The following is a 25,885-nucleotide window of genomic DNA, read 5'->3' as shown; positions in this document are numbered from 1 at the left end:
CCGAGTGCAGCGCTGTCATTGGTTTGCGATCGCCTTAAGTTGTAAGGGCGTGAGTCATGATTTTTTGACATAAGGCGATTAAAATCGCAGCTACACAAACAAAGTCCGCCTGCGCGGACTGGATTATAAAGAGGGTAGTCAACCCGGATTTGATATCAATAGGCATAGCATAATTGATGCCAAAAAAGTGAGCTGAATCCTTGCCGATTGGCATATCTTGTGCATTCCCCGCACCTGTCTCACCCCTATTACTCTAGTGGTGGCGTCCCTCTATAATTTGAGAAGCTGTAATCACCCCGTTTGATCGCTCGACGATTAGCATCCCTATGGTTGAAATCCCCGAATCCACTGCCGAACTCGCGGCTGTCCTCGAAGAACCCGTTGATTTGAATTTCCAGCTTCCTGATCCAGAGGATGAGGATATTCAGGAGTACGATTTTCAGCAACTTGTCGATAATGCTTGGCGAGTGTGCGATCGCTTCGACTTACAAACCGAGATCTGGCGCGGGCGGATTCTGCGTGTGGTGCGCGATCGCGAGAAAAAAGGCGGTGATGGGCGCGGTACGGGCTTTCTCAACTGGCTGAAAAGTCGCGAAATTAGTAAGAGTCAGGCATATTCCCTGATTGAACTGGCAAATAGTGCCGATACCCTCCTCGCCGAAGGCAAACTTAACCCCGATGCGATCCGCAATTTCAGTAAACGGGCATTTGTGGAAACTGCCAAATCTGCCCCTGAAGTTCAACAACTGGTTAGCGATAAGGCGCAACAGGGCGATCGGATCACGCGGCGTGAGGTGAAGCAGCTAGCCGATGAATGGACAGCCATGTCCTCAGAGTTACTCCCTGATGAAGTCAAGGAAAAAGCCTCAGCCGGAACCATGCCCGCCCGTTATCTGGCACCGTTAGTTAAAGAAATGGAGAAGTTGCCAGAACTCCATCTGAAACCGCTACAAGAGGAAGTCGCGGCAAATCCCGATGTGGATACGGTGAAACAAACCACATCAGACGCCCGTTTCTTGGCAAAATACCTCGACGCCGCCGCCCAAGTGCAAGCGATTCAGCACTCGTCTTTGGATATGGAATTGGCACTCCAGGAAGCCCTGCGCCTAGACTGCTTAAATACGGCGGCTGATTTGGTCAAACAGGCATCCGTTTTGGAACAAAGCGTGGGTAAACTTTACACTACCTGGAAACGGCTGAGTAGCCTATCCGACCGATTATACGTCGATACCGGGGCAAGTACCCCTCATCTGCGATCGCTCCTCAACTGTCTGGATCGTCTCACCAATGACGTGATTGAAGTTCCCCTCGATGAAACAGGCGAACAGATTGTGCGTCTGAAGCTGATGGTGGATACTTGAGATATTCCATCTTCGCGATCGCGCCCCTGGGTGATGCCATCCAAACCCTTGGGGTGTATTCTCTTTGCGGCTACGTTTAGCTGTTTACCATTACACCCAGATAGATATTGTAGGGGCGCACAGACGTGCGCCCGATTCAAAACTATACCGAAGCCAAACTCATAGTAGAGGCGGACTTTGATCACATAGATCATTGCTGACTATCACTCATTCTTCACCAAACAAATCACCGATTTTCTAGATCGATACCACTGTATTTATCCAAATCCTAGAGGAGAATGAGAGTGTAGGAAAAAACCTAAACCTATAGTTAGTGAATCAAGGAGATTGTGGCTATGTTAGAACTACTGATTTTGATGGCTTACTTAGTCGGCTGTTTTGCCTTTATCGAAGCGCTATTTGATAAAGAGTTCGATGGTTCTCGCTAACGTTGAACACAGACAAGCGTTTAAGGCGAGTGAAGCCAAAAAAAGACATTTTCCTGTAAAGTTATACATTAACGCCAACATGAAAACCAACATCAGGCGTTCATACTATTATTTAAGGGGGATGAACCCAATCAGAATGCACCCTAATCCCCCTGCTTGACCCCCGCTAGATGACGGAACTAGCGGGGGTTTTCTTTGGTATAAGCGATGTTTACTGCTTGTCTTGATCTCCAAAAGCGAAGATTCCCTTAAATAGCATCAGTAGACCCCCGGCTAATATCGCGATCGCGAACCCGCCAATGACTAAATCGAATATGTGATTATCCACGCTGGTTTTCCTACTCTTCCTGCAAATGCTAGCGTAGAGATCGTCATTCGTCATTTGTCAGGGAACAGGAAACAGGGAACAGGAAACAGAATTTATGTTCAGATACTTATTGCTTTATGGTTGCTTTTTGAGCGGTGGTATAGTTATCGTGCATGATGGCGGTGGTGATACAGGAGATAGAGTCTCGGTGTGAACTCATTTATTCAACTTGACCCCATTGATTTAGTTTGGGGATTGGGCATGATGGCAATCGCCATTGGTTTATCTAGTTGGCAGGGTTTAGGATTGGAGTTATCGTTAGCGATCGCGACAGGGCGAACGGTGATACAGCTTTTGGTGGTGGGGTTTTTTCTGGGAGTTGTCTTTGCCTTGGATAACCCCTTGGCAGTTTTAGCCGTTTTACTGGTAATGCTAACCATTGCAGCAATTACCGCCCGTAACCGGATTGGCAAAAAGATTCCCCGACTATTCTGGGTAGTATTCGGTTCGATTTTCTTCTGTAGTGCCTTAACGTTAATTTATACCAATCTACTGATTATTCAACCGGACACCTGGTATCAGCCCCAGTATCTAATTCCCTTGGGTGGTATTGTTTTGGGCAATGCCATGAATGGATCTGCGATCGCAGGTGAACGGTTGGTGAGTACAATTACCAGTAGTCGCTTAGAAATTGAAACCCACCTGAGTTTAGGTGCTACCCCGCAACAAGCCGTGGCGGGATACCGCAAAGATGCTATCCGCGCCGGATTGATTCCTACCCTAAATCAAATGATGGTGGTGGGGATTGTCACATTACCGGGAATCATTACAGGTCAACTTTTGAGTGGTATTGACCCATTAAATGCGGCATCTTACCAAATTTTAATCATGTTTATGATTGCGACAACTAACCTCACCACGACAATCTTGGTGACTCGGGGTATTTATCGTCAATTTTTCAACGCCCAAGCCCAGTTAAAACTTCCTTGAAAATGACGGGTCTTCCGTAGTTAGTGTGCTAAATTGTTAGTTTGATTTGCCGGAATATGGGACAGCAATAGCTTTAACCAATTTTACCCGGATTTCAAGAGAGTTTTGAGGCGGTGAAAAGCGGCAGTCCTTGTGTGGTAAGCTTCCTGGTTCATTAAAGCTGATAGTTTAGCCCACTAAGTCCGGAAGACCCGTTCTTTCCTCGTGTTTCATTGACTCTACCTTAAATTCCTCTGACTCTCTCTAATTCACAAAGACTTGACCATCTTCTTGAATTCTCAGTACCCCTTGATTACTATCTAACGTTGTTTCTTCTTCAAACGTAACCTCCAACTGCCCAGTTTCATCAGCAGACATGGGAATCATCTGAATTAAGCCATCATCCTGACGAACGGCGGTTATCGTAATCGGCGTGGGCAAGTTTTGCAGGAGAATTTCTTCTCCACCTGACAAATATCGACGATCCGTCTGTCCGATAGCTTGATAAGAAACAACAGCATTAGTGTTATTTTTCAGTCGCACATCAACCGTACCGTTTGTGGGTGTAATTCGGGCAACTGCATCACTGCGTACTTCAGGTAGAGGGGGTTGAGACACACTTGTAGGCGTTGCAGGCGTCATTTGTCTATTTAGCATTTGACCGCCTCTACCCCTCTGTGCTGCTGCATTCTGCGGACATCCGGGTGGAACCATGCGTGTACTATTATAGGGTTCTTCGTAGTAGATTCCCGGACAAGGATTGACTTGAGCTAAGGTAGAAAAAGGTGCGGCTGATGCTTCTAAAATCGTTGCTGGTAAGCTAATTAGAACACCACCGACTATCGCTCCTAATAGTCCGGCATTTTTGAGATTACTTAGATTATTCTGATGTTGTTTTGTCATGAAAACCTCTTTTAAAATTATCTATGGACGATAGTTTTGCCACCAAAACTAAATTTACTGACTTGTTTGAATTATCAGGCAAGACTATTTTACGATCCGTAATAGATCCGTAACAGCTTAAGGTATACGAATACTGTTCGCGCCAGAACCGAGTTGCCTCTGATTTTCGTTGTCCACCTAACAATTTAACCGCTTCTATTGACCGTTTCATCTGCCTAGGGAAGGGCATAACCTTCTATCGAAAGTAGGAGTTTTCTATAAGCCTAAAGGATAAAATAAAACTAAAATCACTGAATTTTATCGGAAAATCCGTATATAAAATCAGTATATAGGAAGATGTCAAAAAAAAATATTTAAGTAGAGACGCGCCATGGCGCGTCTCTACAATGGTGCCGAAAGTCCTAATCGATGTGTCTACTGCTATAAATTCGGAACATCAATGAAAAGTTTGTATAAATTGATAGGATTAGCTACCCCGTTATAACCTAGTCCGCGCAGGCGGACTTTGTTTGTGTAGCCGCGATTTCAATCGCCCCCCTTAAAAGGGTGTGACTCTAGAATCAGGCTATCATTCGGCAAAAATATCTAACTGCTGTACCGATGTGTCTGGCGTAATCGTTTCAGTATCCTTGGCTTTCTTGCCAATACCTTTCCGCAATCCCATGGCAATTTTACTGTGCTTTTCAATTTGCCCCATCACCTGCTTTGCCCGTTGAATCACAGCCGGGGGTAAACCCGCCAGACGCCCTGCTTCAATTCCATAAGATTTATCCGCCCCGCCCGGTTGAACTTGGTGTAAAAAGATAATTTCATCGGGCAATTCTTTCACTGTAACCTGATAATTGGCAACATTGTCTAAAATAGACGCCAATTCGTTTAATTCGTGGTAATGGGTAGCAAAAATCGTCCGTGCTTGAATTTCCAGAGACAGATATTCCGCCACCGCCCAAGCAATAGATAACCCATCAAACGTGGCGGTTCCTCTGCCAATTTCATCTAATAAAACTAGGGACTTATTGGTGGCATGATTTAAGATATTTGCCGTTTCATTCATCTCCACCATAAACGTAGATTGACCCGTGGCTAAATCGTCAACCGCGCCGACACGAGTAAAAATGCGATCGCAGATTCCCAATGTCGCCGATGTCGCTGGCACAAAACTCCCCGTCTGCGCCATAATTTGAATTAATCCCACTTGGCGTAAATAGCAACTTTTGCCACTGGCATTGGGTCCAGTGAGGATAATTAAATCGGGACGTTGATGATTCTCTGTCTTGGTCTTTTCCGCAGATGATGACGTTGACTCCTCCCATCCCAAATACGCCGAATTGGGAACAAAAAACCCGATTGGCAGAGACTTTTCCACCACAGGATGGCGTCCATCAATAATCGTAATTTCCCGCCCCTCTACCATTGTGGGGCGACAATACCCCTGGCGTACAGCAATTTCTGCTAAACCCGACAAAACATCAATCGCCGCCACAGCGCGGGACAGGTTGCGAATTAACTGGGCATAATTCCCCACTTGGGTGCGTAATCCGACAAAAATCTCGTATTCTAAGCGATTTAAATCATCCCGTGCGGTAAGAATCCGGGTTTCGCGTTCTTTTAAGTCAGGAGTAATGTAGCGTTCTTCGTTGGTTAGGGTTTGCTTGCGGATGTACTCATCGGGAACTTGGTCGGCTTTAGAGCGAGCAATACTGATGTAATAGCCGAAGGTTTTGTTGTATCCTACTTTTAGATTGGTAATACCCGTGCGATCGCGTTCGCTGACTTCTAAGTTAGCAATCCATTGCTGATCTGCTTCCGCCATGCGACGCATTTCATCCAGTTGGTCATTCACCCCAGGACGAATTAAATTGCCTTCCTTTATCTGTAATGGCGGCGATTCCACCAGATGGGCGCGAATGCTTTGTCCTAACTGTTCTAATTCAGGGGGAAAGGTTTGCAAGGTTTTCAGATAGGGAGAACCCCCATACGCCGCCAATTCTGCTAAGTCAGGTAACTTTAACAGGGAATCCGCTAACGCCACCAAATCCCGTGCATTTGCGGTTCCAGAACTAGCTCGTCCAGTTAATCGCTCTAAATCATAAATTCCCCGTAATAACTGACGTAAATCTTCCCGCAGTCCGGTATTTTCCGTCAACTCCTGAATCGTATCCTGTCGCGCCCGAATTCCTTTAACATCGAGTAAGGGTTGCAATAACCAACGGCGTAATGCCCGTCCACCCATGGAGGTACTGGTTTGATCCAATGCCCAAAGAAGAGAACCATGAAACGTATTATCCCGCACCGTGGTGGTAATTTCTAAATTGCGGCGGCTTTGGTAATCGAGAATCAGATAATCGGCTAAAGTATAAGTGCGTAAATGTTGCAGAGCGACATAATTTTCCTTTTGGGTTTCTTCCAAATATTCCAATAATCCCCCCGCCGCCCTAACTCCCAGAGGTAAATGTTCACAACCCATCCCTTCTAGCGATCGCACTTTAAATCGTTCCAAGAGTCGTTGTCTAGCTTCTGAGGAACGGAAGGGGGTTTGCGGACGCAGGCTATAACAAAAGGAACTAGGGAACCAATCCGGTAATGACTCTGAACGTTCCCCTGGACGCAACATACTCCCCAAATCCGGGGCGTTGGTGGGAATCAGCACTTCTGACGGGTGCAAGCGCAACAGTTCCTGTACCAGTAACTCTAAATCCGTGGCTTGAGTGGTAAAAAACTCCCCCGTGGAAATATCCGCATAGGCTAATCCCCAATGATTTCCCGCTATTACCACCGCCGCCAGGAAGTTATTACGTTTCGCATTTAGCATCCCGGCTTCGGTTAACGTACCGGGGGTAAGAATCCGCGTGATTTCCCGTTTCACCTGACGCCCTTCTTTGGCGGCGATGGAGGCGTCTTCTACCTGATCACAAATAACAATCGCATAACCTTTTTCCACTAACTGAGTGGCGTGGCGTTCAATCGAGTGATGGGGGACACCTGTCATCGGAACTCGTCCCACACCCTTCCCCGCCTCCTTACTGGTGAGGACTAATTCCAATTCTTCAGCCACTCGCCGCGCATCTTGGAAGAAGGTTTCATAGAAGTCGCCCACCCGGTACAGCAGTACCGCATTCGGATACTGGTCTTTGAGTTCCGCAAAATGCTGCATCATCGGCGTTAACTGTTGGCGGTCCACCGTCCGATGATCCATATTTTCCGCCGCCACCTGCTTCGCCTTCTCGGTAGCGCGAACGTCGGTAGCACCGTTGGATTCGGGAGTAGATGCGTGGGAATATCCGCTCATGAACAGTTTTGATATGCCGACTTCTTAATGACTTTACCGTAATCTGGGGAGGATTGGTATTAAAGGTTTGTTAGGATTGCCTGGGAGTGGGTGCGAAGCGTCACCTTAAACCCAGGATACGGCAATGCTGTACCCCTACGGAAGAATTGATTGGGTAGGGACACGATACAATCGTGTCCTGATTTAGATCTAACAGACAAACGTGCGATCGCGCCGTTTGTAGTTGAGGCTTTAGCCTTAAACAAGTTACGTCGAAGAGAATTAACGGAACTCGACCCACTCACCTAAAACTCACACCCCCTGGATTCTACCAGTTAACGGTTGGGTGCGGGGCGGGTTTATTGAATTGAGAAGTTTCTCGCCACAAGATAACAGTCAAACCCGCCCCTACGGGTTAACTCATATTTGGGTTAAATTGTCAAATTCAGAGGAAATAAAATCAACAGGCAGATTATGCGATCGCCTGAACCCTTTCCGCTCAGGTTATAGGATAAGCTAGACCTTAGAGTCACTCAATCTGTAGAATCTTAGATCATGAACCCTCCCAGCCTACACCAGATTGAAAAAATGGTCAGTTGCTTATCGGATGAAGAGCAACTGTGGTTAATGGAAAGAATTATTCACAATTTGAGACTATCTCGCACCCTTAACCATCGTGACAGCCAGGGAAAAACGGTTGAACAGCAACTGGTAATGATGGCAAATGACCCAGGGATTCAGGGCGAACTCCAGGCAATTGATCAGGAATTTGCCGTAACTGAAATGGATGGATTAACTGAATTGTGAGCATTCAACGCGGCGAAATTTATTTTGTTAATCTCAACCCAGTTCAAGGGAGAGAACAAGCCGGAGAACGTCCTGTGCTTGTCCTTTCAATTGATGCCATTAATCGTTTACCGCTAGTGGTAACGGTTATTGTCGGAACGAAAGGAGAAAATATCCAGCGCGATTACCCAACGAACGTGCGGGTTTCTACAGCCGACAGTGGTTTGCCCATGGAAACGGTGTTCTTATGTTTCCAAATTCGCTCCCTGGATTCCAAGCGCTTTCCTAAACAACCTGCGGGTTTACTTTCTGAAGAAGTTATGGCAAGGGTTGAAGCAACGACTCGCTATTGCTTAGGCTTATAACTACCTTATCTGTGATTGCGCTGTCTACTGTCTTGGTCTGAAAGGCTTCATAGATAGGCTATAGGCAGGCGCATTTTCATAGGTAAAAAGTATACCAGAAAATTGTGCGATCGCACTTTACCATCATCGGCGTAGGATTGGTATTAAAGGGTTGTGGCAATTTTTAAAACTGTGTTCCTTGATATACCTGGGTTTTAAGATTTTCACCTGTCAGCACTAAAATAGGATGACGATATCTTTGAGGGAGAGAAAGGAAATGGATAAAACGGCTGTCATTGCGCTAACGATTAGTACGTGGATAGTAGGATGGGATGTGGCTCAAGCGGCTAACCCTAGCTTGGGGAGTTCTTTTCAAGAGTGGTGTCTGAACAAAACCCGTTTATCGGCTGAGGCAAGGAAAACAGTGGAAGTGTTGTTAGAAATAGCCGGCACGAGTGACTGTAAACAAGCTAATGAAAACCTATCAAGTCGCACTGAGTTTGACCTCAAGGTTAATCAAATAACAGATATCAGTCCTCTGTCTGGACTTACCAATCTGATTGGGCTTTCCCTCTGGGGTAACCAAATAAAAGATGTCACTCCTCTATCTGAACTTACAAATCTGACAGAGCTTAACCTCTACAACAACCAAATAAAAGATGTCACTCCTCTATCTGAACTTACAAATCTGACAGAGCTTAACCTCTACAACAACCAAATAAAAGATGTCACTCCTCTATCTGGACTTATCAATCTGACTAGGCTTATCCTCTTCTCTAACCAAATAACAGATATCACTCCTCTGTCTGGACTTACCAATCTAACTGAGCTTTCCCTCGACAACAACCAGATAATAGATGTCACTCCTCTATCTGGGCTTGCCAATCTGACAGAGCTTAACCTCTACAACAACCAAATAACAGAAGTCAGTCTGTCTGGACTTACCAATCTGACAGAGCTTTACCTCAGCAACAACCAAATAACAGAAGTCAATCTATCTGGACTTACCAATCTGAGGAGGCTTTACCTCAGCACCAACCAAATAATAGATATTAGTCCTCTATCTGGACTTACCAATCTAACTGAGCTTGACCTCAAGTATAACCAAATAAAAGATGTCAGTCCTCTGTCTGGACTTACCAATCTAACTGAGCTTGACCTCAAGTATAACCAAATAAAAGATGTCAGTCCTCTATCTGGACTTACCAATCTGACTGGGCTTTACCTCAGCAGTAACCAAATAAAAGATATCAGTCCTCTATCTGGACTTACCAATCTAACTTTGCTTTACCTCAGTGACAACAAAATAAAAGATATCAGTCCTCTATCTGGACTTATCAACCTGACTGGGCTTGACCTCGGCAGTAACAAAATAAAAGATATCAGTCCTCTATCTGGACTTATCAACCTGACTGGGCTTGACCTCAGCAGTAACAAAATAAAAGATATCAGTCCTCTATCTGGACTTACCAATCTGACTTGGTTTTCCCTCGACAACAACCAAATAACAGAAGTCAGTCTATCTGGACTTACCAATCTGACAGAGCTTTATCTCAGAAATAACCAAATAACAGATGTCAGTTCTCTATCTGAACTTACCAATCTAACTAGGCTTGTTCTCAACAACAACCAAATAACAGATGTCAGTCCTCTATCTGGACTTACCAATCTGACTGTGCTTAACCTCAGCAATAACCAAATAACAGATGTCAGTCTATCTGGACTTACCAATCTGACTGTGCTTAACCTCAGCAATAACCAAATAACAGATGTCAGTCCTCTATCTGGACTTACCAACCTGACTGGGCTTAACCTCATCTCTAACCAAATAACAGATGTCAGTATTCTATCTGGACTTACCAATCTGACTGTGCTTATCCTCAGCAACAATCAAATAAAAGATGTCAGTCCTCTATCTGGACTTACCAATCTGAGGAGGCTTTACCTCGGAGACAATCCCATACCACAGCAAACTTGTCCAGTCAGTCCCCCAGATGTTTGCGAATTCTGACCGATAACATTCTGACCGATAACACGAACAGGTGACGCACCAAACATTAATTGAAGTTAAATAGGTAAACCAAAAATGACCGCTTATACAATAGACTTTAACCCAATCATTCAGCTTACCGACGACCAATTTTATCAGTTGTGTCGGGCGAATCCAGATCTTAAATTTGAACGCAATGCCCAAGGAGAATTAATTATTATGCCTCCAACTGGCGGAGAAACCGGAAATCAAAATTTTGAGTTTGGTGCTGATTTAGCGATATGGAATCGCCAAACTCGATTAGGGGTTGGGTTTGACTCTTCCACCTGCTTTAAACTCCCCAACGGCGCTAATCGTTCTCCGGATTTGGCTTGGGTGATACAGGAACGGTGGGATGCACTATCTCCCGAACAACGCACCAAATTCCCGCCCATTTGCCCTGATTTTGTAGTGGAATTGATGTCTCCTTCGGATAGGTTAAAAGACACGCAAGATAAAATGAAGGAATATATCGAGAATGGCGCTCGTTTGGGTTGGTTAATTGCGCCAGGAATGAGACGAGTGGAAATTCATCGTCCTCAGCAAGCTGTTGAAGTTTTAGAGGCTCCAGCTACTCTCTCAGGAGAATCGGTTTTACCCGAATTTATTCTGAATTTAAGCTCTATTTGGTGAAGGTAAATTCAGGAGATTGCACCGTTCGTAGTCAGGGAACCTTAACCCTAAATAAATTACGTCGAAGAGAACTAACGCAACTCGACCAACTCACCTAAAACCCACACAAACTGAATTATACAAATTAGCAGTTGGGGTCAGGGCGGGTTTTTTCGCTTACCTTGACGTTGACCGAGGAAAGAGACGTTCTAAGCTATCTTGCAATTGAGAGTGGGGATAAATATTGGGCTTTTTACTCCAAATGTAGTCTAAAGTTTGTTGATAAGTCCACTGGGGATTTTTGGAGAAACAATAGGCAACACCTACGGAACCACTGCGACCAATCCCAGCACGACAATTGAGTAATATCTTATTTTTGCCTTGCTGCACTTGTTCATCAATCCACTGAACAGCGGCTAACAACAATTCATCGGCAATCGGATTCGATGCGCCGTCTAAAGTACCCATTTTTCTATAAGCAATAGGAGAAGATTCGGGAAACATTAAGGTCAATTCCTCCCCTAAATTCAGAACAGCATCGATACCTAGAGATGCCGCTTGGGATGCGGCGATAAAATTGCCGACATAGATATTAGGAAAAACTTCGACAAAATTGGGTCCTTGTGTCCATTGCCTGTCTGGAGAAGGCAGTTCTACTTTAAGGTAACCATTTTCCTGAAATTGTCCTGCCCATTGCCATGCATTTTCGTCATTTTTCAGGCGAAATCGATAGGTGAATTGAAAATCTCCGGGAGCCGTTGGCATAAATGAGCCTTGGAATACAGAGACTGGCTGGGATTCTTCGGGAGTGTAGGTTAAATTGATACCATGCCAATCCCCTTCACTATTGAATTTGGTTAAAGCATTCGTCCAGATTTGTACAATTATGTCTTGAGGCGGATGGGGACTCAGAATTTTAACTGTTGCCCCAAAATTCTCCAACATATAAAGCGTGATGTGGGAATGTAAGGAAGGATAAATGTCTTGAATTTGCACCAGTGAAAGATTGGAATTCTGCACCATAGTTTTAATTAATAAATTGCTCTGGCGATTGGAAGTCGCGGCTACACAAACGAATTCCGCTTAACCAGGACTGGATTACAAAGGGGTAGTTAAGCTAGATTTGGTTTGGTCTTAAGGTAAGCTTAAGCTGTCATGCATTTAAATTGGGTATTAGCAGCGAGCAAGATGCTCGCACTACCAGGATTTTGTACTTTATTACAGCGCAAAGAGCTGTAACCCATAAACAAAACCCTGATGGTAGGGGCGGGTTTAGGGACTTAATTCAAATATGCACCAATAAATGTTCAACAAAACCCGCCCTCCCTCACCAATAAGTGAACTTTAAGGGTTCAGGATGACAGTTAAATCGAGGACAAAGCCAGGTAACACATCTTCACCTGACAGTGTAGGTGGTTCGTCAATCGAGAAATTGATTTGTTCTACATCAACAGTCGGTCGGTAAATTTCAACTAGGGGAGTTTGGGGGTCAATCAGCCAACCTAAGCGAGCGCCATTATCTCGGTACTCTAACATTTTGGCACGTAAGTCTTTAAGCGAATCACTTTCAGAACGAAGTTCAATCACAAAGTCTGGACATAAGGGAGGAAAACGTCGCCGTTGTTCAGGAGATAAGGCTTCCCATCGTTGAAGAATTACCCAGGATACATTGGGACAACGTTTGGCATTATTGGGTAATCGAAACTCAGTGGATGAGTCAAACACTTTTCCCAGTCTGGTTTGACGATTCCATAGCGTCAAATCTGTGGTTAAATCGGCATTACTAATACCACTTTCTCCACCTGTTGGGGGCATAATGATTAGTTCTCCATCAGCGGTTAGTTCTAAGCGCCATTGTTCATTCGCGACACAAAGTTGGTAAAATTGCTCGTCGGTTAGACCGACGGTGGGGGGTACGTTTAGAGTTAGAGTGTCCATCGCTGTGTAAACGAGCTGAATTAATTTTATTATCGGTGATTTTTGGGGCAAAACACCATACTCGACTGGATGATTATCGCGTTTCTTAAATGGATGAGATATAGCACTACGCACACACGCTAGGACAAAAGAAGAAAAATTGAAATCGCTTTGACCCTGAATTTCGACAGGTTCAGTTGCCGCGCTCACCGTCGAAGCCTCACGCCGAAGTCCGAGTATTGAAAGAAAGCGCTATACAGGCGGTAAGGACACACATTGGCAAAGGGCGCACGTCTGTGCGCCCCTACAGTTTTTCCACGAATTCAGGTTCAAACTTGTTTCATACGTTGTGTGTTAAGATGCCAATTTCCTGGAAGATTGGCATCAGTAAATCGACATCGAGTAAAAATACAGTAATCGATTCTTTATCCTGGGGAATAACGGCTACATGACTGGCAACTTCTAGGGTATCGGCTCGTCGATAGGATTCGGGTAGTAAACGAATGGCTGATAATGGTATTTCCATTAACATTGGTGTGTCAGTTACCGGAATTCCATATAAGTCCCCTGTCGTGTTTCTAACCACAATCAAATACCCGCCCGTGCTGGATTCCTGAATCGGGCTTTGCTTGAAAAATCGCCAATACAAGTCTACAACTGTAACTTCGCGATCGCCTAAATGAGCAACGCCGACATGATTCAGCCCACTACTGTAGATTGGCGTGTGATCCACGACTTTATAAACTGACTCAATGCGTAAGGCTAGATGCAGATTTCCCATACTGAAGACAATGAATTTTAAAGATGGAATAACCTGTCTAGATTGGGCTAAATCAGTATCGTTGGGTTGAAATTGAGTAACTAATGTTGCCATTTGTCATTTGTCCTTTTTCAAAACACTGATTTCACAGATTCATTGGCGAGAGTGGGGTGGGGAAGTGAGAAGTTAGTTACACTGATTACACAGAGATTTGGCTCCCTCAGCTTCCCCGTTTACCCCATCAAGATCAAGAGGGTTGCAATTGCGGCTGTTGTGACTTATCCTGGGTTAAAATTTGTTCGATCGCACCTAAAAATTCTTGTTCCAGATAAGGTTTGGTAAAGTAAGCATTTGCGCCTAAATGCCGTGCTAACCAGCGATGTTTATCGTTACTGCGGGAGGTTAACATCACCACGGGAACTTTGGAAATCTGGGGATCTTGGCGACGTTGACCGAGAAATTCAAACCCGTTCATGTTGGGCATTTCAATGTCACAAACCACTAAATTAATCGCTGAGGTTTGCCGTAATTGTTCCAGCGCTTCTCGTCCATCTCTGGCTTGTAATACCCGACATCCAGCTCGTTCTAAGGTGAGGGCGAGAGTTCGCCGTAATGCTACCGCGTCATCTACGACTAAGACGGTGGGGGCTTTCGCGGTTTGGACTTTATCATTTGTGTGAGCAGTAGGAGAGTCGCTCATGCTCACAAGAGTGCGGTTACTGGATGTAATTGAGATTGACTGGCTGCTTTGACCTAAAAGCTGATCCATTAACACAGCGCCATCAATCACGGGGATTAAACTGCCGTCCCCTAAGATAGTACAGCCATAAGTAAAACTAGGAGGCGCGATCGCACTGCCGAAGGGTTTAATTACTAATTCCTGTTCTGTCACCAGGCGATCAATTTCTAGGGCGAGAACATATTGATCTTGACGCAAAACTAGCATCGGTAACGCCCAATCGGTTGGTGATGGAACCGAAACCAACGCCTGACTGGGACAGGTTTCGGGTAAGGGACAAGCATAATCCAATAAATCCGTTAACCGATAGGTGGGAACAATTTGACCCCGCCAGCGTAGAAATCGCTGTTCTCCGGTGGTTTTGACTTGATTCCCTTTGGGAATAACAATTTCTTCTACACTGTCTGAAGGTAACGCCAACGCCGTAGAACCAACGAAACAGACGAGGAGTTTACCAATGGTAAGGGTTAACGGTAGGCGTAAGGTAAACGTTGTCCCCACACCAGGAGATGAATGAACCGAAATCGTCCCTTTTAAGGAACGCATCTGCGATCGCACCACATCCAATCCTACTCCTCGCCCCGACAATTCACTCACTTGTTCCGCCGTAGAAAATCCAGGTTCAAACAGAAACTCAAATAATCGATTCGGCGTCAGCGTCGTCAGTTGTTCCGGTGACACCAATCCCATATCAACCGCCTGTTGACCAATCCGTTTAGTATTTAATCCTTGACCATCATCTTTGACCTCTATAATGGTTTGACTGCCTTGGTGATAGGCGCGAATTTCAATTTGCCCGACTTCAGGTTTCCCCTGCTGACGCCTCACCTCTGGTAATTCAATCCCATGATCAAAGGCATTGCGAAGTAAATGCATTAGCGGATCATAGAGTTTTTCTAACGCCGCTTTATCTACCAGAACATTCGTCCCATTCAGTTTCAAATTAACCGATTTTTTATACCGAGTAGACAAATCGCGGATCACACGCGGATAACGGTTGAGAACCTCACCCAAGGGCAACATCCGCGCCCACATCAACTCATCCCGTAAACTGGTCAGCATTTGCCGTTGCTGTTCCAGAGTTTGATCCGATTGCTTGGCAAATAGGGCGACATCATCCACCGATTCTTCCACCTGCACCATATCTTCAATAAGCTGTTGCAGTCGAGAATTGAGGATACTATAGTTATCCAATTCCAGGGAATCAAACTCTTCGGTGCGACTGACAAATTCCGTCAGTTGATTCAGCAGGGCGATATTGATCTGGGGGTTATAACGTTCCGGTGAAATTAGCATCTTGTCCGAGAGTTCCCGCAAATGATTCACCATGGTTTGCACCCGGCTAAATCGTTCTAATAACTCTCGCACAGATCGTTGTAGTTGCTGGTGTTGCAGGGATAACCCATTCCGGTTAATCGCTAACTCACCCACCAGGTTATTCATGCGTTCTAAGCGTTCCGAGTCAACCCGCACGGATAGGTGAGGTGTCGCTGCTTCCTGTTTAGATTTAGAACGTTTCGGCGATACCGATTCAGGTTCTTGGTTCTCGGATGTGGGTTGGGCTGATGGATGAGTAGCAGAGAGTTCACTCGAACCCGGTTTTGAGGGAACCAGACTATTAGAGGTAACGGCGGGAGTTGCGTCATCACTCGCCGCAGGTGCAGGCAGATCCTCAACTTCTGGCAATTCCTCATACACTTGTCCAATGGATGCGATCGCGTCTTCCAGGGTTTCTGGTGCAGGTATACTTAGACTCGATGCCGACGCTGCTGTTAATTCCTCTTCCGGTTCTGGTTCTACTTCTTCTTCCTGACTGGTGTCGGCTTCTACTTCCCCAAACACATCCTCTAAGGAGGGAACCTCATCTTCTAAATCGGCTACAAGCGGTTCAGCATCGGCATCCAAAGACGAAGGAGACAGCGATTCCTCGGATGCTGGGAAACCTAACCCCCCAGCCCCCCCAGCTTCCCCAGCTTCCCCAGCTTCCCCGGCTTCCCCAGCTTCCCCAGCTTCCCCAGCTTCCCCGGCTTCCCCGGCTTCCCCAGCTTCCCCAGCTTCCCCGGCTTCCCCAGCTAAGGCGACTAACTCAGGCGATGGTGTACCACCTTGGCTGCGATCGCCATTTAACACTGCCAGTCTACCTGCATCAAAATCAGCCAGGGCAACTTGAGTAATCTCTAACGCCTTGTCTGGGTGGGCATTTAGCGCCGTAATTGCCATCTGTGCGATCGCGCCAAATCCGGGTAGATTTAAAAGTTCGGCAAACCCCGCAAATACATCTGCTTGCGCCCGTAACTCTCCGGCTACCGGATGATGATCTGGATCTGCTACAACTTGAGACAGTAATTCCAAACCTTGTTCCACATCCACTTCAAAGATGGATAATGCCATATCTACCCCTAATTCTGATGAACTGGGGATAAAATTATCTGCCTGAGTTAAGGCATCACCTAACCGGGTTTCAATCTGAGCAAAAATCGGTTCAGCAATCGCTAAGGATTGCTCTTGATCAAACTGATTGGTGGCAATTTGCTCCATCAATGGCAGACGCAAACAGTCATACGCTTGCAGCAATTGACTCTCTAAGTCTGTATCAATTTCAACAGTTTTGTTGTAGAGTGCCTTAAAAATATTTTCTAGGCGATGAGCGATAGTCTTAATCGCCTCCAATTCTACACTCGCTGAACCTCCTTTTAAGGAATGAGCTGCTCGCATCATTCCATGGACATTTGCCGTGCTCCGATCCTGACGCAGGTTAAGCAAGCCCGCTTCAATATTTTGTAAGAGTTCCGGTGCTTCTTCAATAAAGAATTGATAGGCTTGATCGCGAATATCGGGGTTGAGTGTCATTTGTCCTTCGTCCTTTGTCCGTGGTCATTAGTCATTTGTCTACTGTAGGGTGGGCACTGCCCACCAGCCTTAAGTTGAATGTCTACTGTAGGGTGGACACTGCCCACCAGCCTTAAGTTGAATAAAGGGCGACCCGATCAAATTGAGTGGACACAGTTGTTGATTGATGCAAGCGGGTCGCCCCTAAACTCTTAAATGAAATGAATCAACAAATGACCAATAACTGATGGTTACTTCAACTTAAACTGACCTACGTCAGATTGTAGGGCTTGAGCCACTTTTCGTAGTTGTTCAAAGGAAGACGAAACAAACCCAGCTTCTTCTGATGTTCGGGCAGCAATGTCTGCCACATTGGTCATCGTTTGGGTCACATCTTCAGAGGCTCGGGATTGAACAACTGTGGCGTTGGCAATCGCTTCAACCAATTGGTTAATCTGGTTAGAAGCTGTGGCAATTTTGTTCAGAGAGGCACGAGTTTCGTCCACTAATTTTGTACCCGTAACCACCTGTTCTGTCCCTGCTTCCATCGCCGCAACCACTTCATTGGTTTCCCCTTGAATCGCCGCCACCAGTTTTTCAATTTCTGCTGTCGCTTCTGCCGATTGCCGCGCCAAGGCACGTACTTCGTCCGCAACCACCGCGAACCCTCGTCCTTCTTCTCCGGCGCGGGCTGCCTCAATGGAGGCGTTCAGCGCTAGCAGGTTGGTTTGGGCGGCAAAGGTGCTAATCAGGTTAACAACGGTGGAAATCTTTTGGGATGATTCACCCAAGTGTTTGACTTTTTTCGCTGTTTCTGCTACAGTTTCACGGATTGCTAGAATCCCTTCAACAGTGCGGTTCATATTGTCGTCCCCTTCTGCCACAGTCTGAGAGGCTTCTTGCACTGCCAATTCTGCTTGTTCAGCGTGGGCGGCAACCATGCGTACTGTTTCTGCCATTTCTTGGGCACGGCTAAGAGCGTAGGAAATTTGCTCGGCTTGCATCAAGGCTTCTTGGGATAGGGATTGAACCGCCACTTCGTTGCTGCTTGTGGTTGTTGCCACCTGAGTCGCCGCTTTTTGCACCTGTTCGACAATCTTGCGTAAGTTTCCTACCGTGGCGTTGTACGAGTCAGCAACCGTACCGATTTCATCCGCTGTGACTCGCGCCCGAATGGTTAAGTCACCTTTACTAATTGGGTCTACTTCCTTCAGGAGTTCTAAAGCGCGTTGTTGTAAGCCTTCTTTCAACTCCCGTTGTTCTTGCGCCAGTTTGTCGGTAGTTTCTAGGAGCATTACTCGGTCGATTACCAGTCCAATCTGACCCCCTAACTGTTTAAAGAAGTTGACTTCTGCAGTTTGCCATTCACGAGGAACCGAACATTGGTTCGCCATGATCAAAGCAAAAGGTTGACCTTCGTGGAGAATCGGCACTTCTAAGTTGGCTTTGACACCCAGACGTGCCATTAATTTTTGTTCCTCTGGTACTAAATCCGCTTCAAAGACATGATTGGTAGCGACAACACGGGCTTCTTTATACGTCTGGCGTCGTTCCTCAGACAGAGTGAGTTCTTCCATCTTGTCATTCAGGCTACGGGGCCAACCCATTGCCACTGATTCAGCCGCAACATAGCTGCTACCATCAGGGTTAAATTGGAAGATCATCACTCGTTCAGCCTTAAGGATTTTACGGGTTTCCTCAACCGCTTTCTGGAAGAGATCCCGGATTTCCTGGGATTTCAGGGTGCGAGAACCTGTAATATCTGCCAGTAAGCGGGCTTGTTCGGCAGCGAGTTCTTGTTCTTGGATAAAGACCTCTAACTGACCCGCCATATCGTTAATGTTTGCACCCAGAGTCGCCAGTTCGTCATCCCCTTTAACCTGCAAGCGAGTATCCAAGTCACCTTGACCAATTTTTGACACCGCACCGGCTGCATCCACAATCGGTCGAGTAGCGTTCCCAGCCACGAACGTCGCGACTGCACCAACCATTAAGGCGGCACCCCCTGTCCCTAATCCCAGAGTCCAGAGCATATTCCGTTGCGGTGCAAACGCCACCTCAGAAGGACGGACAATAATTAGCGCCCAGTTCAGGTTATACAGTTCAGCTAAGTTTTCTGTAGGGGCGTAAGTAATAACGTCTTCCCGTCCAGTTCGCTGTTCAACAATGGTCAAGATTTCTGCCTGGTTTTGTTGAACTTGACTATACAGCTTGGGAAACTTTTCCTCAAATGTTTGACCCACATCATTAGGATCTTCTGCAGCCACCACGTTACCTGACGAATCAATCAGGTGAAATTCTTGTTGTCGCTCTTTGGTTACACCGAAAATTCCATTCACTCGTTCCATCGGCTCACGGGTGCGGATAATGCCAATGGTTTTACCTGTCACGGAATCCTTAATCGGTGCGGCTATATAGATACCGTACCTGTTAGTCGTTTCAGAGAGCCGTGGTTCCGTGATGTAGATCTGATCCGTTCTCAATACTTCTTGAAAATAGTCTCGGTCAGAGTGATTTTCGAGAATTTCTCCAGAGTCTGATTGGGCAAGAACGTTACCCTGGAGGTCAAACACACCAATACTGTCGTAACTGCCGTACAGTTTCTCATAGGCATTAAGCAGACGTTCCTTTTCTGCCTTGGGTGTACTCTTCACCAGTTCAGCATTATTAAACACCGGAACTTCTGCCATAACTTGAATGTCACTGTAGCGTTCTGCCATGAATGCCTCTAACTTGTCTTCCAAGTCAATTGTGTTCGTTTGTTCGTTGCTCACCACTTGTTTATACATCCCGCCACTGGCTGTAAAGTAGGCAGTCGCCCCCACTGCCAATACGGGTAATGTTCCAATGGCTAGTGCTAAACCAATCGCTTTACTTCGCAGACTAGACAGCAACCCGCGACGGTTTGAACGCTGTTCTGGCGTTTTTCCCATCGCCTCGAGTGCAGGCAATTTAGGTAGAGATTGATCAGCAGTCCCAGACGTTCGATAGGGCATCGATGGGGGATAGTCACTGGAATAGGGTTGAGTCTCAGGGGGTAGATTCTGCGAGTAAGAACCGCGACCATTGGTATCAGGTTTGGGAGAAAGTCTAGTCATGAATCGAACCTCTTTAATACAAAATACGGAGAAGTTGGCAAATTGCTCAAAACTGGACTTATGAGAATTCATTTCCTACGGTTTGCCACCGTGCCTATTTCCATTGGCAGGGCTTCTACGATAGGAGATAAAATCTGATAAGCCTTTTGGCGGAAAATCTAACTGCCACTAAATGCGAGGCAGTCCTATTCAATAATCGGTCGTGTAAATTCAGTAAACTGAAACAACAATGAATTAATCGTGGAAAGGTAGAACACCCTGATTTGAACTTGATGAGTTAGATCGAAAACATGGAAAACTAAACACTTGATCAGGGGGGGTTTAGTCGCATCGGAGTGAAAGAGCCAAGGGAATAGTTAAACCCGCCCCTACAGACTAAGATGATACGCTTCTACAAAATGGGATAAGCGAAAATTCCTCGACATTACACATTTGTTACCTTACCCCTTAAACAGATTGCTTGGGCATCGATGCAATAATCGCGTTTCCATCAATAATCACGAGCATTTCACCATTATTTTTCAACCAGTACCCGCGCAAGAATGGCACCAGTTCCGGGGTAACACTAGCGGAGGGAGGAGATTGAATCCAATCGGCATGACACCATTCAATATCTTCAACTCGGTTTACCACGAGTCCTAGCATTTCGCTGTTGGCTTGGGTTGAAGTTGACGATTTGGTTTTGGCTTGCAGCACAATCGCCGTATAAGCTGAACCACTAGCCGCTTGTTGATACCACGGCGTAAGCCCGACTAAATGACCTAAATCAACCATCCATAAGACTTCACCCCGCCAATTGTAAGCCCCCATTACCCAAGCTGGCATTTGAAAAATTGGGACAATTTGACCTCTAGGAATCGTCAATACTTCAGTCAGTTGATGAATGGGTAATAAAGCGGTGGTATCCGGTAACAAATGAAAGCGCAAAAACTGTTCATTTGCCTGGGTAGCCAGACTCGATAATTGTTCTGAGATTGGGATAGTCGGTAATGAACTATTTGAGCTGAGTAAGACGTTGGACATTGACATTCTCTACAACTTAGGCAGTGTGAGTATCTTGTTGACCTATTTTGTCAAAGGAGAAAGATACTTGTACGACCTTGGCTAAACTTAGATGAGATCCTTCTACTTTCTCTCGTTGATTAGCTTCTGATTAGCTGTTTCACTGTGCGTAAAAGTTCGGCTTGATCAATCGGTTTACCAATGTAGGCATCAGCACCTTGCTTCATTCCCCAAAATTTATCCATTTCGCCATGTTTGGTCGAGCAAATAACCACAGGGATGCTTTTGGTATTAGCGGCATCTTTAATGTCTCGGCAAACCTCAAATCCACTCCGACCCGGTAGCACAACATCTAGAACAATTACATCTGGTTTTTGGCTGCTCAATTTCATCAACGCATCTTCACCACTATCAGCAGTGAGAACTTTGATTCCTTCTTGCTGTAAGCATTGAGTAATGATTTGTAAATCTGTCAAGCAATCTTCAACAACTAAAGCAGTCCCCATAGTCTTAACCTCATGAAAAAATAAATGGAAGGGTTAGTCTAGATTATTTACGGATCAAGGCTTGTCTTGGCAACTCGATCCAGGGATAACTAATCTAGACTGAATGGACATTACGCCTATCGCAGCGTTAATTGTTTAACGGTACGGAGCAATTCCTCTTGATCAACGGGTTTCGCCAGATAGGCATCAGCTCCTTGTTTCATGCCCCAGAATTTATCCATCTCACCGCTTTTAGTTGAGCAGATTACAATGGGAATCTTGCTGGTATTCGCGGCAGCTTTGAGATCACGACAGACTTCAAACCCACTGCATCCTGGAAGGACAACATCTAGGACAATCACATCTGGTTTGTGGGTATTCAATTTTTCTAGGGCGGCTTCACCACTGTCAGCCGTCAATACATTAATACCTCCTTGCTGGAGACAATTAATGATGATTTGCATGTCGGTGGCAGAATCTTCAACAACTAGAACAGTTCCCATGATATTTACCTCGCGTAAAATAAGAATGGATGGTTTTGATTGAATTTTTGTTGTTAGTCAGTGATTTTCACCTAAAACCACTGACTAATGACCAACAACACCCTGCTTAAGATGCTTGCTGATCACATTAAGTACAGTTCCCGCATCAATGGGTTTATTCAAGAAATCAGATGCGCCCACTAATTTGGCTCGAACGCGATCAACAATGCCATCTTTCCCAGTCAAAATCACAATTGGCGTAGTTTGGAATGCTTGCAATTTGCGTAATTTGGCGCAAATCTCATAGCCATTGGTATTCGGCATCACTAAATCGAGAAAGATTACATCAGGTTTACGAGCAATCACAAGCGCGATCGCACGTAAGCCATCGTCGATAACCAGCGATCGATAACCACTGGCGGTGAGGAGTTTTTCCATGGTGTGGCAAACCAAGGGACTGTCATCCACACAAGCAATTAGTGGCTGGGTGGATTGTGTGGTAGTGGATGGATTTTCTGAACTCTCTTGCTTGACGGGACTCGGTAAATCAGGGATAGAAATTAACTCCACTAATCCCCAGCGAATATAAGGCAACAGAGAACGAGTTACTTGCAAGACATCCCGCTTCATCTGCACCGCCACATCCCGCAACGTATGTTTGCCGTCCAAAAGTTTGCTCAGGAGGTGGTAAACTGCCTCTGACGTCCGGGCTTCCAAGGCTTTGGGCTGTCTAATAACGGGAGCCAGGTTAGGAGAATATTCTGCGACCAAATCGTGATGCCAAGCCTGCCATAACTTATCAGTTTGTGCGATCGCCATTTCTACATCAACAACAGGAAGCTGGGTGGATAAGGTGTTATCCTGTTTAATTTGGTAGGTGGTTTGCTTGGCATGGGCGATATCAAACAAAACTTCCGTAATCACCGATTGAATCAAGTTCTTCGTCTGTTCAGGTGTGATCTTCTGTTGTTTTACCCATAAACTCAACAGATAATATTGCCAAGACGTTTGACAATTCGCTTGATTGAATTCGCTTAAATCACGCTGTATGGTTAATCGATCTAACGTTAACTGAGGACTGTGGGTGGCTATATTTCTCAGCCACCGTCTCACTGGATGAGTGCCACCCATGGCATACATCAGATGACCATCGCATAGAAAAAACAACCATTTTTGCTGGTCTGGACTCGTCAGTATCAGATGACCGCTAAACCGAATCCGCTTTAAGGTTTGAATAAATTGAACTTGCTTAGATGCTGTAAACAAACTAAAAGAAACATTCGGTTTAATTGATTTAACGGTCATGACGGCACCATAGCTTGGACAAATTAACGGAAGACTGATCGGCTACACCCTATTTAGCATTTCTATTTTTCCTGATTCATTCCTATTCAATTAATAGCACTGTGGATAGGTTGTTGTGGGTAAATAACTAAGAGTTTTATAAAAACTTTTTTCCTTTTGCAATAGAGGAAAATCGTAATACATTGCTTTGTTTGTAATACATACACTTATTTGCTTTTATAATCAAATAATAGATAATATATTTGCACCTAATATAAATAGATTAATTCTAAGATTGCGTCGTATTAAAACGTATTACAGTTCTGCTAAAACAGGATAAAAGGAGATGGAAATGGCAAAATTAAAATGTAAAGTTTTGTCTACTGTATGACAACAATTTTAAAAATTCGATGAAGCGATGAAACCAATCCTGACGAGCCAATCACCGTGGCGTTTAATTCCTCCCCTATGCCTCTCCGGACAGCTTCAGATGGCAATTGACCAATGGCTTCTGGAACAACAGCAGGGGAGCAATGTAGAGACGTGCCATGGCACCTCTGGGTACACAAGTGCTAGGAATGCTCCAGTTCTGCGGTTTTACACCTGGGAATCTGCGACAATTTCCCTCGGATATCATCAACGTCGTTGGTCTCCGGCTTGGCAAACGTTGACCTGGAACGGAAAACCAATTCCCTTAGTCAGGCGTCCCACAGGAGGACGTGCTGTGCTACACCAAGGTGATTTAACCTATATGGTGGTAACTTCAGGACTCAGTAATAAGCGTATAGAAGCCTATCAGCAGATTTGTAAATTTTTGATTCAGGGGTGGCGATCGCTCGGCGTCGATTTGCACTATGGTAAGGCGGGACGAGATTATCGCCACAATCCCAATTGTTTTGCCACAGCCACAGGTGCCGATTTGGTCACAACTGAAGGGTATAAACTGATTGGCAGCGCTCAGTTACGACGCGGCGACGCGATATTACAACATGGTTCGATGCGCTTAGAGCCAGATACTCAGTTATTTGCTCAGGTGTTTGGCGAATCATCTCCTGTCAATTTACCCCTAACTCAGCGAGGGGATAATTTAAGGCAAACAGTGATCGAAGCACTAACCCAAGCCGCCGCCGATTGTTTTGGTGTGGAGTTTGTTGTACAACCGTTATCCGATCAGGAGTGGCAAGAAATTTTAGCGAATGTAGAGACGTGCCGTGGCACGTCTGGGAGCGGAAGAGACAAGGGAGAAGATATAGGGAAGATATGATTTAATTTTTGCACTCGGTCAGGGCGGGTTTAGTCGCATCTGGGTGAGGCAAAAAACGATAATAGTGAAACCCGCCCCTACACACACGCCATGATAGATATAGCGCTACGCGCCAGGCAATAGGCAATAGGCAATAAGCTGTAATGCATTTAAATTGGGTATTAGTAGCGAGCAAGATGCTCGCACTACAAGGATCTCGCAATTCTTGACATTATGGTTTAAATGCCGAACAGCTTAGGCAATAGTAAAGAAAAAAGCTTACTAAATCAGAGGATTGAGCGATTTTGAATTTTTCTTAATTTGTCCTAACGTGTCTGCGTAGTGCTATAAAGCAGAAGAAATCAAAAATGGTTAATCGAGATTGGCAGCAATTTGCCCTACTGTTAATCGATGTGCAACAGGATTTCTGGAATCTAGAACTCGAACAAGCGTTTCCAGATTTCCAGTCAAATATTGCTCGTTTGCTCCGCTTCTGTCGTCAAGAGGGACTCGAGGTAGTGCATCTGCGGGAAGTTTTTAACCCCGATGGTTCCGATTGGTTACCGCGATATCGGTTGCGGGGACGTGCGGTTTGTGTCAGGGAAACGCCAGGAGCCGAGGTATTAAGTGTGGCGACGGCGCAATCTGGAGAAATGGTTATGGAAAAGCCAACTCAAGATGGGTTCCATCATCCTCCGTTGCTGGATTATCTGCGCTCCACTGGGAAAAAATACATCCTGACGGCGGGATTGGTGACATCGGTTTGTGTCCTGTTAACCGCCGCTTCTGCGTCTCAGTTGGGATTTTTGGTTACCGTGATTTCTGATTGCTGCGCCGATTATCCCGAAGCTCACGCGATCGCACTCCGTCGTTACCGAGGCTTTATGCTTGAATTAGCCTGTCTTGATGAACTTCCGCAACGGTGGGGAGAGTGGGTTGGGCAAATTGAGCGGTTAGGTTGACGCCTTGCTCCCTACCTTCTGCCTGGTTGGTGAGTCTGTCGAACCTGGTTGGTGAGCCTGTCGAACCTGGTTGGTGA

19 protein-coding genes are annotated in these 25,885 nt (G+C 45.6%); 8 read left to right on the top strand and 11 right to left on the bottom strand.

What is annotated here, in order from left to right; all coding sequences use genetic code 11:
- Positions 1-326 precede the first annotated feature (326 nt).
- Together MC7420_RS07815 and MC7420_RS07810 are read left to right on the top strand one after the other, a co-directional pair.
- Positions 327-1,361, top strand: a complete 1,035-nt coding sequence (locus MC7420_RS07815) for a hypothetical protein (protein WP_006099671.1) — start codon at positions 327-329, stop codon at positions 1,359-1,361.
- A 945-nt stretch (positions 1,362-2,306) separates the two neighbouring features.
- On the top strand, positions 2,307-3,086 hold the full coding sequence (locus MC7420_RS07810; protein WP_006099771.1) for an ABC transporter permease: 780 nt from the start codon (positions 2,307-2,309) through the stop codon (positions 3,084-3,086).
- Between the two features lie 243 nt (positions 3,087-3,329).
- Here MC7420_RS07810 and MC7420_RS07805 read toward each other — a convergent pair whose 3' ends face one another.
- Together MC7420_RS07805 and mutS are read right to left on the bottom strand one after the other, a co-directional pair.
- Complete coding sequence (locus MC7420_RS07805; protein WP_006099798.1) at positions 3,330-3,968, bottom strand: hypothetical protein; 639 nt, start codon at positions 3,966-3,968, stop codon at positions 3,330-3,332.
- A gap of 568 nt (positions 3,969-4,536) precedes the next feature.
- A complete protein-coding gene (gene mutS / locus MC7420_RS07800; protein WP_044205967.1) occupies positions 4,537-7,164 on the bottom strand; it encodes a DNA mismatch repair protein MutS in 2,628 nt (875 codons plus the stop codon).
- Positions 7,165-7,791: 627 nt separating this feature from the next.
- Here mutS and MC7420_RS07795 point away from each other — a divergent pair.
- From MC7420_RS07795 to MC7420_RS07780, 4 genes are all read left to right on the top strand, one after another.
- Positions 7,792-8,043, top strand: a complete 252-nt coding sequence (locus MC7420_RS07795) for a hypothetical protein (protein ID WP_006099742.1) — start codon at positions 7,792-7,794, stop codon at positions 8,041-8,043.
- On the top strand, positions 8,040-8,387 hold the full coding sequence (locus MC7420_RS07790; protein WP_006099904.1) for a type II toxin-antitoxin system PemK/MazF family toxin: 348 nt from the start codon (positions 8,040-8,042) through the stop codon (positions 8,385-8,387). Before MC7420_RS07795 ends, MC7420_RS07790 begins: the two co-directional genes overlap by 4 nt.
- Before the next feature lie 256 nt (positions 8,388-8,643).
- Positions 8,644-10,377: a leucine-rich repeat domain-containing protein gene (locus tag MC7420_RS07785; RefSeq protein ID WP_006099912.1), complete on the top strand. Its 1,734-nt coding sequence runs from the start codon at positions 8,644-8,646 to the stop codon at positions 10,375-10,377.
- A 75-nt stretch (positions 10,378-10,452) separates the two neighbouring features.
- A complete protein-coding gene (locus MC7420_RS07780; protein WP_006099829.1) occupies positions 10,453-11,028 on the top strand; it encodes a Uma2 family endonuclease in 576 nt (191 codons plus the stop codon).
- A 156-nt stretch (positions 11,029-11,184) separates the two neighbouring features.
- Here MC7420_RS07780 and MC7420_RS07775 read toward each other — a convergent pair whose 3' ends face one another.
- The 9 genes from MC7420_RS07775 to MC7420_RS07735 form a co-directional block, all read right to left on the bottom strand.
- On the bottom strand, positions 11,185-12,030 hold the full coding sequence (locus MC7420_RS07775) for a dual specificity protein phosphatase family protein (protein ID WP_044205809.1): 846 nt from the start codon (positions 12,028-12,030) through the stop codon (positions 11,185-11,187).
- 321 nt (positions 12,031-12,351) lie between these two features.
- Positions 12,352-12,945, bottom strand: coding sequence for a Uma2 family endonuclease (locus MC7420_RS07770; protein ID WP_044205963.1), 594 nt, complete (start codon positions 12,943-12,945; stop codon positions 12,352-12,354).
- Between the two features lie 319 nt (positions 12,946-13,264).
- Positions 13,265-13,798, bottom strand: a complete 534-nt coding sequence (locus MC7420_RS07765; RefSeq protein ID WP_006099970.1) for a chemotaxis protein CheW — start codon at positions 13,796-13,798, stop codon at positions 13,265-13,267.
- Between the two features lie 133 nt (positions 13,799-13,931).
- Entirely contained in the window at positions 13,932-17,273 is a 3,342-nt protein-coding gene (locus MC7420_RS07760) for a hybrid sensor histidine kinase/response regulator (RefSeq protein ID WP_006099661.1), read from the bottom strand.
- 230 nt (positions 17,274-17,503) lie between these two features.
- Positions 17,504-20,350: a methyl-accepting chemotaxis protein gene (locus MC7420_RS07755; protein WP_044205960.1), complete on the bottom strand. Its 2,847-nt coding sequence runs from the start codon at positions 20,348-20,350 to the stop codon at positions 17,504-17,506.
- A 447-nt stretch (positions 20,351-20,797) separates the two neighbouring features.
- Positions 20,798-21,373, bottom strand: a complete 576-nt coding sequence (locus MC7420_RS07750; protein ID WP_006099762.1) for a chemotaxis protein CheW — start codon at positions 21,371-21,373, stop codon at positions 20,798-20,800.
- A gap of 119 nt (positions 21,374-21,492) precedes the next feature.
- The gene (locus tag MC7420_RS07745) at positions 21,493-21,858 is read right to left on the bottom strand and encodes a response regulator transcription factor (protein WP_006099921.1); all 366 of its coding nucleotides are present in this window, start codon (positions 21,856-21,858) and stop codon (positions 21,493-21,495) included.
- 116 nt (positions 21,859-21,974) lie between these two features.
- A complete protein-coding gene (locus MC7420_RS07740; protein WP_006099927.1) occupies positions 21,975-22,340 on the bottom strand; it encodes a response regulator transcription factor in 366 nt (121 codons plus the stop codon).
- Between the two features lie 84 nt (positions 22,341-22,424).
- Positions 22,425-23,624: a response regulator gene (locus tag MC7420_RS07735; RefSeq protein WP_006099787.1), complete on the bottom strand. Its 1,200-nt coding sequence runs from the start codon at positions 23,622-23,624 to the stop codon at positions 22,425-22,427.
- Positions 23,625-24,021: 397 nt separating this feature from the next.
- Between MC7420_RS07735 and MC7420_RS07730 the strand changes: the two genes are divergently transcribed.
- Both MC7420_RS07730 and MC7420_RS07725 read left to right on the top strand, forming a co-directional pair.
- Positions 24,022-24,867, top strand: coding sequence for a lipoate--protein ligase family protein (locus tag MC7420_RS07730; protein WP_006099945.1), 846 nt, complete (start codon positions 24,022-24,024; stop codon positions 24,865-24,867).
- Between the two features lie 347 nt (positions 24,868-25,214).
- A complete protein-coding gene (locus MC7420_RS07725; RefSeq protein ID WP_006099632.1) occupies positions 25,215-25,808 on the top strand; it encodes a cysteine hydrolase family protein in 594 nt (197 codons plus the stop codon).
- The last annotated feature ends 77 nt before the right edge of the window (positions 25,809-25,885 follow it).

Source organism: Coleofasciculus chthonoplastes PCC 7420, assembly GCF_000155555.1.
In the GTDB taxonomy this organism is placed as follows: Bacteria; Cyanobacteriota; Cyanobacteriia; order Cyanobacteriales; family Coleofasciculaceae; genus Coleofasciculus; species Coleofasciculus chthonoplastes_A.
The sequence above is the reverse complement of the archived record's forward strand: the minus strand, read 5'-3'. Positions and strand labels throughout refer to the sequence as shown.

Excerpts from the sequence above, each read along its gene's own strand:
- MC7420_RS07815 (WP_006099671.1), top strand. The coding sequence starts at position 327 with ATGGTTGAAATCCCCGAATCCACTGCCGAACTCGCGGCTGTCCTCGAA.
- MC7420_RS07805 (WP_006099798.1), bottom strand. The coding sequence starts at position 3,968 with ATGACAAAACAACATCAGAATAATCTAAGTAATCTCAAAAATGCCGGA.
- mutS (WP_044205967.1), bottom strand. The coding sequence starts at position 7,164 with ATGGATCATCGGACGGTGGACCGCCAACAGTTAACGCCGATGATGCAG.
- MC7420_RS07795 (WP_006099742.1), top strand. The coding sequence starts at position 7,792 with ATGAACCCTCCCAGCCTACACCAGATTGAAAAAATGGTCAGTTGCTTA.
- MC7420_RS07785 (WP_006099912.1), top strand. The coding sequence starts at position 8,644 with ATGGATAAAACGGCTGTCATTGCGCTAACGATTAGTACGTGGATAGTA.
- MC7420_RS07780 (WP_006099829.1), top strand. The coding sequence starts at position 10,453 with ATGACCGCTTATACAATAGACTTTAACCCAATCATTCAGCTTACCGAC.
- MC7420_RS07775 (WP_044205809.1), bottom strand. The coding sequence starts at position 12,030 with ATGGTGCAGAATTCCAATCTTTCACTGGTGCAAATTCAAGACATTTAT.
- MC7420_RS07770 (WP_044205963.1), bottom strand. The coding sequence starts at position 12,945 with ATGGACACTCTAACTCTAAACGTACCCCCCACCGTCGGTCTAACCGAC.
- MC7420_RS07765 (WP_006099970.1), bottom strand. The coding sequence starts at position 13,798 with ATGGCAACATTAGTTACTCAATTTCAACCCAACGATACTGATTTAGCC.
- MC7420_RS07760 (WP_006099661.1), bottom strand. The coding sequence starts at position 17,273 with ATGACACTCAACCCCGATATTCGCGATCAAGCCTATCAATTCTTTATT.
- MC7420_RS07755 (WP_044205960.1), bottom strand. The coding sequence starts at position 20,350 with ATGACTAGACTTTCTCCCAAACCTGATACCAATGGTCGCGGTTCTTAC.
- MC7420_RS07750 (WP_006099762.1), bottom strand. The coding sequence starts at position 21,373 with ATGTCCAACGTCTTACTCAGCTCAAATAGTTCATTACCGACTATCCCA.
- MC7420_RS07745 (WP_006099921.1), bottom strand. The coding sequence starts at position 21,858 with ATGGGGACTGCTTTAGTTGTTGAAGATTGCTTGACAGATTTACAAATC.
- MC7420_RS07740 (WP_006099927.1), bottom strand. The coding sequence starts at position 22,340 with ATGGGAACTGTTCTAGTTGTTGAAGATTCTGCCACCGACATGCAAATC.
- MC7420_RS07735 (WP_006099787.1), bottom strand. The coding sequence starts at position 23,624 with ATGACCGTTAAATCAATTAAACCGAATGTTTCTTTTAGTTTGTTTACA.
- MC7420_RS07730 (WP_006099945.1), top strand. The coding sequence starts at position 24,022 with ATGAAACCAATCCTGACGAGCCAATCACCGTGGCGTTTAATTCCTCCC.
- MC7420_RS07725 (WP_006099632.1), top strand. The coding sequence starts at position 25,215 with ATGGTTAATCGAGATTGGCAGCAATTTGCCCTACTGTTAATCGATGTG.